The 13,648-nt window shown below is 62.7% G+C and carries 11 protein-coding genes; 7 read left to right on the top strand and 4 right to left on the bottom strand.

Annotated features, from left to right (window positions below):
• Positions 1-66: 66 nt before the first annotated feature.
• The gene (locus VR71_RS06175; protein ID WP_009815611.1) at positions 67-351 is read left to right on the top strand and encodes a hypothetical protein; all 285 of its coding nucleotides are present in this window, start codon (positions 67-69) and stop codon (positions 349-351) included.
• A gap of 145 nt (positions 352-496) precedes the next feature.
• On the opposite strand, the gene VR71_RS06170 is transcribed toward VR71_RS06175, so the two are convergent.
• The gene (locus VR71_RS06170) at positions 497-703 is read right to left on the bottom strand and encodes a cold-shock protein (protein WP_008280689.1); all 207 of its coding nucleotides are present in this window, start codon (positions 701-703) and stop codon (positions 497-499) included.
• A 207-nt stretch (positions 704-910) separates the two neighbouring features.
• Between VR71_RS06170 and VR71_RS06165 the strand changes: the two genes are divergently transcribed.
• Both VR71_RS06165 and VR71_RS06160 read left to right on the top strand, forming a co-directional pair.
• On the top strand, positions 911-1,225 hold the full coding sequence (locus VR71_RS06165) for an arsenate reductase family protein (protein WP_040650810.1): 315 nt from the start codon (positions 911-913) through the stop codon (positions 1,223-1,225).
• Positions 1,226-1,271: 46 nt separating this feature from the next.
• Complete coding sequence (locus tag VR71_RS06160; RefSeq protein WP_009815608.1) at positions 1,272-1,640, top strand: hypothetical protein; 369 nt, start codon at positions 1,272-1,274, stop codon at positions 1,638-1,640.
• A gap of 12 nt (positions 1,641-1,652) precedes the next feature.
• Here VR71_RS06160 and VR71_RS06155 read toward each other — a convergent pair whose 3' ends face one another.
• Positions 1,653-2,936: a hypothetical protein gene (locus tag VR71_RS06155; RefSeq protein WP_296429961.1), complete on the bottom strand. Its 1,284-nt coding sequence runs from the start codon at positions 2,934-2,936 to the stop codon at positions 1,653-1,655.
• 153 nt (positions 2,937-3,089) lie between these two features.
• On the opposite strand from VR71_RS06155, the gene VR71_RS06150 reads away from it, so the two are divergent.
• Complete coding sequence (locus tag VR71_RS06150) at positions 3,090-3,740, top strand: transglycosylase SLT domain-containing protein (RefSeq protein ID WP_045682097.1); 651 nt, start codon at positions 3,090-3,092, stop codon at positions 3,738-3,740.
• Positions 3,741-3,803: 63 nt separating this feature from the next.
• Here VR71_RS06150 and pepN read toward each other — a convergent pair whose 3' ends face one another.
• Entirely contained in the window at positions 3,804-6,356 is a 2,553-nt protein-coding gene (pepN, locus tag VR71_RS06145; RefSeq protein WP_045682095.1) for an aminopeptidase N, read from the bottom strand.
• Between pepN and VR71_RS06140 the strand changes: the two genes are divergently transcribed.
• From VR71_RS06140 to VR71_RS06130, 3 genes are all read left to right on the top strand, one after another.
• Positions 6,355-7,941 (top strand): FAD-binding domain-containing protein, encoded by a 1,587-nt coding sequence (locus VR71_RS06140; RefSeq protein ID WP_296429959.1) that lies wholly within the window; start codon positions 6,355-6,357, stop codon positions 7,939-7,941. The genes pepN and VR71_RS06140 overlap by 2 nt on opposite strands.
• Position 7,942: 1 nt before the next feature.
• Positions 7,943-8,137, top strand: coding sequence for a DUF2256 domain-containing protein (locus VR71_RS06135; protein WP_045682093.1), 195 nt, complete (start codon positions 7,943-7,945; stop codon positions 8,135-8,137).
• Positions 8,138-8,318: 181 nt separating this feature from the next.
• Complete coding sequence (locus VR71_RS06130) at positions 8,319-9,095, top strand: gamma-glutamyl-gamma-aminobutyrate hydrolase family protein (RefSeq protein ID WP_045682090.1); 777 nt, start codon at positions 8,319-8,321, stop codon at positions 9,093-9,095.
• A 32-nt stretch (positions 9,096-9,127) separates the two neighbouring features.
• Here VR71_RS06130 and VR71_RS06125 read toward each other — a convergent pair whose 3' ends face one another.
• Positions 9,128-13,411, bottom strand: a complete 4,284-nt coding sequence (locus tag VR71_RS06125; protein ID WP_045682088.1) for a Hint domain-containing protein — start codon at positions 13,409-13,411, stop codon at positions 9,128-9,130.
• Positions 13,412-13,648 lie beyond the last annotated feature (237 nt).

Below are 13,648 nucleotides of genomic sequence, written 5' to 3'. Positions count from 1 at the left end.
TTGACAGAAGACGGTTATCCCATACGGTTGCCGGAGTATGTTCCACGGTTTGCCCAAGAGGTTACGATGCGTAATTCCACGAAATCCATCATCTCAGCTCTGACGCTTGCGGGACTGGCCGCGCCGGCCATGGCGCAGAGTGCCAAGGTCTATGCCTATGAGTCCCAAGCCAATTATTGCCCTGCCGGATTGCAGCCGGTAACGATCAGCGGCGTGATCTGTTGCGGTCAACCCAATCAGACGCAGAGCTATCAACAGGCGCTGCGCCATCCTGTGACCAAGGTCCGGCATCAAACCTATAGCGCCACGTCGCATCTCAATTGCCCAGAAGGGGCAAAGGGCTGTTACTGAGGCCTGAAAGGCCCGTGGCAGAAAAAGTCACCAAACAGGGCGGGCCTCGGCGCGCCCTGTTTTGTTTTCTTGACCGTTCTGGCTGCATCGGGTTTGGGACCGCTGGCACGGTACCCCACCGGACTGCAAAAGGATGTCACATGCGTTAAAGCAGCCGCAGATCAGATGCCATTTGCCGCCCGTCGCGCCCTTCCTGAAGCTCGAAACCGACCTTTTGATTGTCTGCGAGCCCTGTCAGCCCCGAACGTTCGACCGCAGAGATATGCACAAACACATCCTTGCCGCCGCCATCAGGGGCGATGAATCCATAACCTTTGGTGGTGTTAAACCATTTCACGGTGCCGGTTGGCATTCCGCTTCTCCTTTTGCGTCGCTTCCCCGGGAATATGCCGGGCCATGTGACTCCGGACCCTCAGGGACCGGCCAAGCGTTGCAAAGGCGGAATCTGAATGCCCATCGTTACGAGGACGATGATTGCATCGCCATTGTAAAAATCAAGCAAAACTCCATAACGGGCGGGGTTTTGACCGATAATGACGCAAAAATGAAGGACTGTGCGATGATCCTCTACGGATTGAAAACCTGTGATACCTGCCGCAAGGCATTGAAAGCGCTTGAAAACGTGACGTTTCACGATGTCCGGGCGCAAGGCTTGCCCAAGGATGTGGCAGAGGCGGCACTGGCGCAGTTCGGGGATGCGCTGGTGAATCGTCAGTCAACGACGTGGCGGGGGCTGAGCGAAGACGAGCGGGCGCGCGATACTCTCACAGTCTTGGCCGAGTATCCGGCGTTGATGAAACGCCCGTTGATTGACGATGACGGCACGCTCTATCTGGGCTGGAGCAAGGAGACACAGAAGGCGCTCCTTGGTTAAGGCGGCGTGACCGCCTATATCGGGGCGAGGTTAAGGAGGCGGGTGAATGCGCAGTGCGGCAATGGTGTTGGGGGTAATCGGCGGCTGTCTGGCGGTGCTGGTCGGGTTTTTCAGCTATGGCTATACCGAGGTGATCAACCGGGTCGGCGAGGTGGACGGATTGTTCTATCAGGTGCATGATCCGGCGCTGATCCGCACCGCGAGCTTTCTGGCGCCACTTTTGGCGATTGCCGGGGGGGCGATGGCCAAGATGCGTGCGCTATGGGGTGGGCTGTTGCTGCTCGTGTCGGCGGGGCTGATGTATTACGCCTTTGGCTTCAACGTCTTTACCATGTTCCCGCTGGGCTTTACCGGCTTGGCCGGGATTCTGGCCATCGCGGCGGGCAAACCGGATGAGCCAAAGGCGCATTTCTGAGCGCGTCTGCTCTCAGAGTGCGGGCAAGCGGTACATGCCGGAGCTGGAAAAGGCGATGGAACTGCCGTCCGCGATGTCCTCTTCAAAGCATTGGGCGATGATGCGCAGAGCGGTTTGACGGCCCTTGAGAACCAGCGCGCGGCGCGAGGGCAGCGACGGTGTCAGGCCGGGGCTGAGCAGGGTTTGCGACCAGATGAGCGGATGCAATTCCTGCAAATGGTTCTCCAGAAGCCAATCCAGACAGTCGTGAATACGGCGGCGCGCGGCCTCTTGTGGGGCTGAGACGCGCTGTTTGCCGGTCTTGGGGGCCATGACGATGCCGCAAAAGGCCGAAAGTTGGTTGATCACATGCTGATCGCGACGCCGCGCCACGATGTCGCGCAGCCCGTCCACAAAGAAATCCGCGTCCAAGCGGGCCATCGCATCGGGATCTAGCGCCAGAGCGTCGAGATAGACCCACGCATAGGCCCCAGCGCCCCAAATCTCACCGGTGCGTGAGGCCGTGCGCCGCGCTTCGAGATCGAGCATCTCGTAACTGCCATAGCGCGCGGGCAAGAGCGCCTCGCCAAGGGCGCGCATGTGGCGCGGGCTGTCGGGATCAAGGTCGATCAGACGCTCGTAATCGTCCGCCACGCGCATCCGGGGCTGTCGCCGCGCCGCCAGAAGCGCGCATTGCGCGGCGGCCAAGGAGGGCGCATCGAGATCAACCCCGTCGAAGGGCGCAAGCATATCCTCGGCGCGTTTGAAATGTTCGAGAAAGCGCAATTCATGCGCCGCGCGGGTGCGGTCGGTCGCGGTGGCGCGCCACGCCCAGCCGATGTCGATATGCGCCAGCGCCACGATCAGGGCACAGGGGTAGCTGTCGGAACAGTCTGACTGCATTTCTTCGAGCGCGTCGATGCCGAAGGGGTCCGGTTCTGACCCATCATGCAGCGCGTCCTCGGCGGCGGACACCACATCGGCGCGCGCGCCCACGGCCAGAAGCGTTGTCGCGTTTTCGCCGCCGGGGGTGCGCAGCCGCGCGGCATCGGTATATTCGATCACCTGCGCCAGTTCCGGCCACATTTCTTGACGGGCGAGCTTTTGCCCCCGGTCCTGATGCATGGCGCGGGCCATTTCCTCATCCGTCACCGGCAGGGAGGGAAGCAGGATTCGTTTGGACAAGCTGTCGAGGTCTGTCTCGGGTTTGCGCCGCAAAAGTCCCAAGAGATCCGGCCAGCGTCCTGCTGCCTGTGACCGCCGCTTGCGCGGGGCGGGCTCGCTTGGTTCTGGCTTGGCAATGGGTTCAAACGGCATGATGACTCCGGTTCGCATGTTATCCCTGAATCTGCCTCTCGATTTCGACCAAAAAAGGGCAATGCTTGGGTGAAGGCAGGGAATATGAGCGAGCGGCACGGGGACATTGCCATGTCATCCGCTTTGCGCCAAAATTGCCGGATGAAGAGAATTATGACGATTGTTTTCATTGTGTTTTTCTCTCTTCCGAGCGTCGCTCAGGAGGGAGTTTCCGGGTTTGTTCCGCTCGCTCCGCCTGTCCGCGATGGCAATATTCCGCGCACGCGCTGGGAGCATCGCAGCGACGCGCCGCTCTTGACGCGCAGCGCGCTCTCGGCGCTGAAGGCGCATGGCGCCCCGCTGGTACGGACTGTGCCGCGCGATATTGCCAGTTGGTGCCCCGCCTATGCCACGGGCGGCGAGACCCGCCGCCGCGCCTTTTGGGTGGGCTTTCTGTCAACGCTCGCCAAGTATGAAAGCACCTATAATCCCAAAGCTGTCGGAGGCGGTGGGCGGTGGCACGGGCTGTTGCAGATCCTGCCCGCGACGGCGCGGGGCTATAAATGCCGGGCCGGCAGTGGCGAGGCATTACGCAACGGGCCAGACAACCTAAGCTGTGCGATCCGGATCATGGCGCATACGGTGCTGCGCGACGGTGTCGTCTCTGAGGGGCGGCGCGGGGTGGCGGCCGATTGGGGACCGCTGAGCAATGTGAACATGCGTGAGGATATGCAGCGCTGGACGCGGGCGCAGACCTATTGCAAGCCGCTGTCCTCGGTACGGCCAAGGGCGCGGCCGGTACGGGTGGCGCAGGTCGAGGATTAGGGCGCGCGGTGGCTTGAGGCTCAGCGCCCCGCGCCGAACAAGACGCGGGGGCAATGCCGCCTCTCAATCCCCCCGTATTCGCCCGACCATCTCGGTCGTGTCGCGGCTGAGATCCGGGGTGGCGAGGATGCGGTCGAGTTCTGCCGCGATCATGCCCTGACGCACCGGATCGTAGCGGCGCCATGTCTCGAAGGCCGAGCACATCCGCGCCGTGGTCTGAGGGTTGAGTGGATCGAGCCGGATGAGCATATCCGCCAGCAGGCGATAGCCGCGTCCCGAGGCGTGGTGAAAGCCTGCGGGCGAACTGCTGAGCGCGCCAAGCGTGGCGCGGAAACGGTTTGGGTTGCGCAGCGTGAAATCGGGATGGCGCGTCAACCGCTCGGCCACCTCTGCCGCGTGCTCTGGTGCGGCCTGCATGATCTGCAGGCTGAACCATTTGTCGATCACCAGCCGGTCGTGTTTCCACTGGGTATAAAATGCCCCGGTGGCGCGGTCGCCGGCCCCCGCCTGCAACAGGCAGGACCACGCCGCCAATTGCTGCGTCATGTTGTCGGCGGCGTCATATTGCGCCTGCGCGCGGGCCCCGCCATCGCGGCGGCTGAGCATCGCCAGCGCCGCATTGGCCAGCGCCCGCGCGCCGACCTGATCGGGGTCGGGCCGGTAGGGGGCTGTGACCTGATGGCGGGTGTAGAGATCCTGTGCGATGCTTTCGAGCGCTGCGGCGCGGGCGTCGCGCAGGGTCTCGATCGCCTGCCAGATCGCTTGCGGGTCAGGCGTGTGCCCCGCGTCAAACAGCGCCTGTGCAAGATCATCCTCGGAGGGCAGGCCGAGGGCCAGCGCGCGGAAGGCGGGATCGAGTGTGTCGTCGCGCGCCACGCGGGCAATCGCATCGAGATAGGCAGGATCGGGGGCAGCACCCTCGGTGATCATGGCGATGAGGCCTGCGCGGGCCAGGGCGCGCCCCGCCTCCCATTTGTTGAACGGGTCGGTGTCATGCGCCAGAAGAAAGGCGCGCTCTTGATTGCTGCTCTCGCGCTCGAGGATCACCGGGGCGGAAAAATCGCGCAGGATCGAGGGGATCGGGCGCGATGCTAATCCATCGAAGCTGAAGCTCTGGCGGGGCTGCGTCATTTCCAGCACGCAGGTTGCCTGCACCTCGTCGCCATTGGGGCCGAGCAGGCCCACGGCAATCGGGATCACGCGGGGGTGTTTTTCCTCCTGTCCCGGTGTGGGCGGGGTTTTCTGTTCGAAATGAAGCGTGTAGCGGCCATTGTTGAACTCTTCGGTAACGCGCAGGCGCGGCGTGCCCGCCTCGGAATACCAGCGCTTGAATTGGCTCAGGTCGCGGCCTGTGACATCCTCGAAGACTTGCAACCAGTCCTCGATGGTGCAGGCCTGTCCGTCATGGCGGGTGAAGTAGAGATCGAGCGCCTCTTTATAAGCCGCATCGCCCACGAGGCGTTTGAGCATACCGATCAGTTCGGCACCTTTTTCATAGACGGTTGCGGTGTAGAAGTTGTTGATTTCAATGAAGCTTTCAGGGCGCACAGGATGCGCCAGCGGACCGTTATCCTCGCGGAACTGGCGGGCGCGCAGGGCGATCACATCCGAGATGCGTCTGACTGGGGCGGAGCGCAGGTCAGAGGTGAACTGACTGTCGCGATAGACCGTCAACCCCTCTTTGAGGCAAAGCTGGAACCAGTCGCGGCAGGTGATGCGGTTGCCGGTCCAGTTGTGGAAATACTCATGTGCGACGATCGCCTCGATACGTTCGAAATTGGCATCTGTGGCGGTCTCTGCAGTGGATAAGACGCACGAGGAGTTGAAGATGTTCAAACCCTTGTTCTCCATCGCGCCCATGTTGAAATCGTCCACGGCGACGATATTGAAGAGATCGAGGTCATATTCGCGCCCGTAGACCTCTTCATCCCAAGCCATGGATTTCTTGAGCGCCTCCATGCCAAAGGCGCATTTGTCCTCATCCCCCGGTCGAACCCAGATGTTGAGCGCGACCTCGCGGCCAGAGCGGGTGGTGAAGGTATCGGGATGCGCCACCAGATCGCCCGCGACGAGCGCAAAGAGATAGGCCGGTTTCGGCCATGGATCGTGCCATTCGGCCCAGCCTGCGCCGCTGTCGGTCGGGTTACCGTTGGAGAGCATGACCGGCGCGTCGCCCTCAATCCGCACGGTGAAGATGCTCATGACATCGGGGCGGTCGGGGTAATAGGTGATCTTGCGAAAGCCTTCGGCCTCGCATTGGGTGCAATACATGGCGTTCGACATGTATAGCCCTTCGAGGGCGGTGTTGCCCTCTGGGTCAATCTCGACCTCCGCCTCAAACACGAAAGGCGCGTCGGGCACTTGGGCGCGGAGGCCTTGGGCTGTCAGCTCTGGTGTGATTTCGGCCCCGTTGATGTGGGCGGAGATGAGGGTAAGCGCCTCGCCATGCAGGAAAAAATCGCGCGACGTGGCCTCTGGATTGGGGCGAAATTCGATGCGGCTGAGGACGCGGGTGGTTTTGGGCGCAAGCCTGAAGGTCAGATGCACCGCGTCCACCAGATAGGCAGGGGGTGTGTAATCCTCGAGATAAACGGGCTGCGGGGCTGCATCTTTCATGGCGCTCTCCTTTGGCTTTGGCGCGAAGGTAGGCGTTGGGCAAGGGGGCTGCAATGGGCTTTCCTTCGGGCGGTCCACCGCTATTTCGTGTGGCATGGAACGCCCGGTCATTCTCTGGTTCAAGCGCGATTTGCGGGTGCAGGATCATCCGGCGCTGAGCCATGCCGCGCGGTTGGGGCCGATCATTCCGCTTTATATCGTCGAGCCGGAGGCATGGGCAGAGCCCGATGCCTCAGAGCGGCAGTATGCGTTTATTTGCGAGTGTCTGGAGAGCCTGCGCTCGGATCTGGCGGCGCTGGGACTGTCGCTCGTCTTGCGGGTGGGCGATGCGGTGACGGTGCTCGAGGCGCTGCGCGCCGATCAGGGCGTGGCGCATCTGGTGAGCCATGAGGAAACCGGCAATCTCTGGAGTTATGCGCGCGACCGGCAGGTGGCGGAGTGGGCGCGGGGGCAGGGGGTGCGCTGGCACGAGATGCCGCAATCGGGCGTGGTGCGGCGGCTGAGCAGTCGCGATGCCTGGCAGGGCGCGCGCGATAGGGTCATGCGCGCGCCGGTGCTAGGGGCGGTGCAGGGTGCCCGAGGGGCGGCGGTGGCCAGTGATGACCTGCCAAGCCCCGAGGCTTTGGGGCTGATGGAGGCTTGCCCGCTGCGGCAAAAGGGTGGGCGCGGTGACGGGGTACGGGCGCTTACCTCCTTCCTGAGCACACGCGGCGAGAGCTATCAGCGGGCGATGTCTTCGCCGCTGCAAGGCGCGCGGGCCTGTTCGCGGATCAGCCCGCATCTGGCCTTTGGCACGCTGTCGCTGCGCGAGGCGGTGCAGGCGGGGGCAGCGGCCCCCACCGGGCGGGGGCCGGATTGGGCGCGCTCGATGCGGTCGTTTCAGGCGCGATTGGCATGGCGGGATCATTTCATGCAAAAGCTGGAAGATGAGCCGGAGATCGAGCGCCGCTGCCTGCACCCGGCCTATGAAGGGCTGCGCCCGCGCGTGGCCGATGCCGTGCGGTTGGCGGCATGGTCGAAGGGGGAGACGGGCCTGCCCTTTGTCGATGCCTGCATGCGGTCCCTGAGGGCGACGGGCTGGCTCAATTTCCGCATGCGTTCGATGCTGATGGCGGTGGCGTCCTATCACCTGTGGCTGGATTGGCGCAGCACCGGGCCGGTTCTGGCGCGAGCCTTTACGGATTACGAGCCGGGGATTCACTGGCCACAGGTGCAGATGCAATCGGGCACCACGGGGATGAATACGATCCGGATTTACAACCCGGTGAAACAGGGGCTGGATCAGGACCCGAGCGGGGAATTCACTCGCCGTTGGCTACCGGAACTGGCACATGTGCCGGATGCGTATCTGCAACGCCCGTGGGCGTGGTCAGAGGCGGAGGCGCTGTTGGGGCGGGGATACCCCGCGCCGATTGTCGATCCGGTCGAGGCGGCGCGGGTGGCGCGCGAGGCGGTCTGGGCCTGTCGGCGGGCGCACCGCGGCGATGCAGAGACAGCGCGGATCGTGACCCGCCATGCCAGCCGCAAACGCCCAAGGCGGGCCAAGCCCAAGGCGGCGACGGCGCAATTGCGTTTGGATCTCTGATATGCCGCGCGCGCGCCGAAAATCCGATCTGCCGGTCAAGACCTGCGCCACCTGTGGGCGGCCGATGGAATGGCGGCGCAAATGGGCGCGCGTCTGGGACGAGGTGCGCCATTGCAGCAAACGCTGTCGGCGCAGCCGCAAGACGGCTGGTGTGGACGGGGAGAACCCGGCCGGTCGGGATGCGTTTGACCGGTGACGGGGTAGCCCCGCCCACAGCGGCCAGTTTGCCGCCGAAAGATCAACAAACGGTGCAGGGTTTTTGGGCAAATCCGCATCATCGCACGGAAATATGTGCGGGAATTGATGTTTTGTTATTCCATTTCGCACTATAATTTAGGCAAATGAATGAAAGTGTGGCGCAACCCAGAAAGACGAAAATGAAACGCCCGGTCGTTGGTGTCATCGCCAACCAATATCAGATCGACAATCGCTATCCGACCCATGCGGGCGGCACGATCAATTCCTCTGCGATGGCCGATGTGGCGGGCTGTATGCCGCTGATCATCCCGGCAGACCCGCGCTATGTTTCGGTGGCAGAATTGATGGAGATCTGTGATGGATTTCTGCTGACGGGCGGGCGACCCAATGTGCATCCCGAGGAATATGGTGAGGCTGCAACCGAAGCGCATGGCGCATTCGATCGTGCCCGCGATGCGATCACCTTGCCGCTGGCGCGTGCCTGTATCGAGCGGGGGCAACCGATCCTTGGTATTTGCCGCGGGTTTCAAGAGATGAATGTCGCCATGGGTGGCACGCTGCATCCCGAAATCCGCGATCTGCCGGGGCGCGACAATCACCGCATGCCCCCCGAGGGCACGATGGACGAGCAATTCGCGCTGCGCCACAAGGTGCGGTTTGCGCCGGGCGGGGTGTTTCACCGGCTGATGGGGGCGGAGGAAGTGATGACCAACACGCTGCACGGTCAGGGTATCCTGCGTCCCGGTGCAGGGGTGGTGATCGACGGTTGGGCGCAGGATGAAACGCCCGAGGCGCTCTATATCGACGGCGCACCGGGCTTTACCCTGTCGGTGCAATGGCATCCCGAATATAATGCCGCGCATGATCCGGTCAGTCGCCCGCTCTTTACCGCCTTTGGCGATGCGGTGCGGGTCTGGGCCGCGGGGCACACAGCCCCGCTGCGCCGTTCGGCCTGAATCGCCGGCCTAAATCGTCGACCTGAGCGGGCTCAGGCAACCTCTCGTTCGCCCAAGCCGCACAAAAGCTGCGCCTCGTGACGGCGCAGGCAGGGGCGCACGGTGTCGCGGTGCTGGCCCGGTGCGCTGCGTAATTCCGGAAAGATGGCGAACAGCTCTTCACGCGCGGCGGCATCGACGGCGGTCAGCGCCATGTCCCCGGCATAAAAGCTCTCGGTGCCGAGGCCATCGGCAAAGATGATCTCGTGGCGATCGAACATGACGTGGATATAGGTCACCTCGTCGCAGGGGCTGACCGTCACATCACGCCCGTTCACCATATGCTTGGCCGCAATCAGAACCTCGCTCTCGCCAAAGAGCAATTCGGCCTGATAGCCGGTAAAGAGCAGCCGGTGTTGCGGCGAGACCAAGAGCGCGTCTCGCCCGCCCATCACGCTGGAGGCGACGGAAATGGGGGCGAAATCGCCCAGACCGGCCACCGTGCGTTTGCCCACCCATCGCACCGGTTGCAACCCGTGGTCGCGTGTCACCACCATATCGCCCAAGCGCAGGCTCTCGACCGGACGCTCCCCCCATTGGGTGAGGATCCGCGCACCGGGGGTAAAGCAGATGATGTTCTCGATCTCGGAGAAGGTCACGACCGTGCCATTGACCATCGCAAAGCTGCCCGAGAGCCCGCCCGTCGCATCATCCGAATTGGAGAAGGTGATATCGGATTTCTTCGCGGTCTCGCCCAGCCAGAGCGTATCGCCTATGGTCTCGTCGCCTTCGCCGCCAAGGATCGAAATTGCGCCGGTCTCAGTCTCGCCGGTATCGGTCAGGGTAAAGAAATCGTCGCCATCGCCACCTTGGACGCTGTCGCCTTGACCCACAGACACCGTGTCATTGCCTGCGCCGCCAAAGATGGTGTCAGCCCCAAGTCCGGCCATGATCACGTCATTGCCCGCGCCTGCGTCGATCACATCGGCGTTGTCATTGTTGCGACTGTCGGCATTGTCGATCTGGTCGCCTTGGGGGTCGCCGCTATAGCTTGCGTCGATCACATCATCGCCAGCCGTGCCCTGCACGATGTAATCGGGCTGGAAAATGCCCATGGCGGCCAATGCATCGTGGCTAGACACCGAGGCGGGATCGACCCCGACCAAGGTGATGCTCTCGCCATTCGGAAAGCTGAGGACGGCATTGCCGCTGCCATCGCTGCCGACCGTGACATCTGCAACGTTGACCGGGTTGCCCGCCGCGTCCGTGAGGTTCGACACATCAAGCTGATCGCGGCCCGTAAAGGTGCCGTCGCCGTTGTCGATGGGGATCTCAAAGCTAGAGACCACATCAGCGCCATCGCCATCCGAAAAGATCAAAAGATCGGTTTCGCCGTCGCCCGGCCCGAGGTCAATCTGATCGTTGCCCGCGCCGCCCGAGACCGTATCCGCCCCCGAGGAGGAGAGGATCGAGTCATCGCCCGCGCCGCCATCGACATAGTCATTGTCAAAGCCGGAAAAGATCGTGTCGTTGCCGCCGCCTGCAAGAATGCTGTCATCGCCGTAGTTGCCGATGATTTCCTCAACCCCGTCAGAGCCGATCACCGTATCCGCGCCAGTGCCCATCTGAAAACGCTCGATCTCCGAGAACTCGGTGACAGAGGTGCCATCGGTGATGGTGCCGGTTTCAGGTGCGGTGAAGTTGATCAGCAGCCCGTCGGAAATGGCGGAAAAGTTGATCCGGTCGTCTTCGCTCACGGTCTCTTCGGTTTCACCGCCGATGATGGTGTCGTTTTGCAGGCTGCCGTCGAGGAAAATCTCGTCATCGCCCGCGCCTGCATTGATCAGATCGTTGCCAAGCCCGGAATCGATGCTGTCACTGCCCGCGCCCGCGAAGATCACGTCATCCTGAGAGCCGTTGGCGGCATCCCCGGCGTCCACCCGGTCGCCTTCGGGATCGCCGGTGTAATCGACGTTGATGAGGTCGGCACCGGCACTGCCCTCAATCACGAAATCACGCGCGTCGGGAATGCCCATCGCCACGAGGGCGGCGGTGCTGTCGACATCGGTCATCGGCACGCCGATCAGCGTCAGGTTCTCGCCGTTCGGGAAGGTCAGGATCGCATCGCCAGTGCCGTCGCCATTGGTATCTGTCACGGTCACATCGGCCGTGGTGACAGGGGTGGTGCCATCTGAGGTCAGACCCGACACATCCAGCAGATCGCCGCTGGTATAGGTGCCATTGCCAGTGTCGGTGGGGGCCGTGAACCCGGTGACCGCGTCGCTGCCCGAGCCATCGGCCAGCACCAGCGTATCAGTGCCAGCCCCGAGAAGGATGTTCTCGATTTCGGAGAAACTGGCGGTTGCGGTGCCATCGCTGACCGTGCCGCTCTCGGAAACGGCATTGGACAGATTAAGCGTGAGCGGCCCGGTGACGCCGCTGAGGTCCAGCGTGTCGCCTGCCGTCTCGTCGGTCTCGCCGCCGGTGATGGTATCCGCGCCAAAGCCGTTTTGCAGGGTGAAACGATCGTCGCCGCCTTCGCCGAACAGGTGATCGTTGCCCGCGTCGCCTGCGATGGTGTCATTTTCGGCCCCGCCGAAGAGCGAGTCATCGCCTTCGCCACCAAAGATGACCTCGGCCCCGGACTCGCCCAGCACGGTATCATTGCCAGCCCCGGCGACGATCGTGTCATTGCCAGCCCCCGCCAGCACCGAATCCGCATTGCTGCCATCGGAGTGGTCGAGATTGTCGATCTTGTCCCCTTCGGGATCACCGGCATAGGAGGCGTCGATCAGATCCGCGCCTGCCGTGCCTTCGACGATGTAATCGGAATTGGTGAGAATCAGGTTTTCGATATCGGTATAGTTGATGGTCGCGCCTTCGAATCCGCGCGTGAGCTGGATTTGGCCGCTGAATCCGGGATTGCCGTTGTTCTCGGCATTCTGGGTCATGCCAGTGATGACCCAACCGTCGGCGATCAGCTCAGAGAGATCGAGCGTGTCATTGTCAACGCCGCCTGAGCCGCCGTCGACGGTGAAGTTTCTGATGCCCGAGAGATTGAGCGCCGTGGCATGGATCAGATCGGCGCCATCGCCGCCAAAGATGCTGTCATTGTCGCCTGCGACCAGAATCGTGTCATCGCCCGCGCCGCCAAAGATCGTGTCGGTGCCATCGCCGCCGTCGAGCCAGTCGCCATCCGCGCCGCCGTCGATCAGGTCATTGCCGCCGCCGCCGAGGATCGTGTCACTGCCGGTGCCGCCAAGAAGGCTGTCCCCGCCGTTGCGCCCGTCGATGAAATCGTTGCCCGCGCCGCCATCAATATAGGTGGTGTAGATGTCCGTCCCGGAGGTGCTGCTGGCATCCGAGCCGATGAGCGTGTCGTCATAGGCCGAGCCGATTATCCCATCAATGCCCTGATTGATAACGTCGCCTGTGGCATCCCCCCCGGTTGCGGTGCCAGCCGCAAGATCGACCGTCACCGCCGCGCCGGAGGTGGAGTAGTCGACGATGTCAAGCCCGACGCCGCCAATCATCGTGTCCGCCCCGGCACCGCCGATCAGCGTGTCGTTCCCGTTGCCGCCTTGGAGCAAATCGTTGCCCGCGCCGCCATCCAGCAGGTCGTTGCCGTCCTCGCCGTAAACCGTGTCGTTGCCCGCACCCGCGCGCACGGTGTCATTGCCGGCACCGGCAAAGACCAGGTCGTCATTGGTCCCGGCGAGATTGTCTGTGTCATCAATCCTGTCGCCTTCGGGGTCACCCAGATAGGCGGCGTTGATCAGATCATTGCCTGCCGTTCCCTCGACCATGTAATCCGACAGGGTCAGATCATACCGATCTGCGGTCATGCCAAAGACATCCGTGCCGTTCGCGGGCGCTGCGGTGCCGAGGGTCACCGAAAGAATCGGCTTGGCCTCGAGCGCGGCAGAATAGGTGTTTGGCCCGGAGGGCGGTGGGATCAGATAGAGATTGCCATTGGTGTCCTGCATGACAATGGCTTCGACAATGGCCGTGGTGCCATCGGTATAGGTGATCACCGAATTGGTGTAGCGCATCGTCGCGTCATGCGTGTAGGTCACGCCGCCGATGATGAATTGTTCGTTGCTCGAGAAATTGTTCGAGTCATAGGCGCTGGACGTGGCCCCGCCGGTGTAGGAGTCGACAAGACCCAGAAGAGTTTTTGCGGGAGAGAGCGACGTCAGAGTGCTCGACACCGGAGCGAGCGCGCTGCCGAACACCTGTCCGTTCAGGGCTGTATGATTTTCGGAGGTTAGATTTCCCTCGACCGTGTCGATCTGCGGTGCAACCCCAAGGTAGAAAAGGTCAAATGTCGTAGCCATGGTCAAGATGCTCGCTGTCTGTCGGGGCGGGGCGCGACGGTGTCGCTCTGCGGGGTCGTTTCAAGTCGGGCGGGAAGAGTGGGCAGGTCGGATGCCATCCTGTCATCCGGCGGTCGTCTCAGGCGGACCTGCTCTGACGTCGGACTGTCGGGCGCAAAATGCCTCACGCCCGCCCGTGGCGGGCTGCATTCCAACTGCTGTCTCTACCGCGTATTTCATTTCACCTCACTTTCCGCA

The sequence above is a fragment of the Roseovarius sp. BRH_c41 genome, from assembly GCF_000961715.1.
In the GTDB taxonomy this organism is placed as follows: domain Bacteria; phylum Pseudomonadota; class Alphaproteobacteria; order Rhodobacterales; family Rhodobacteraceae; genus Roseovarius.
Note: the sequence above shows the minus strand (reverse complement) of the source record. Positions and strands in the feature narration are given on the sequence as shown.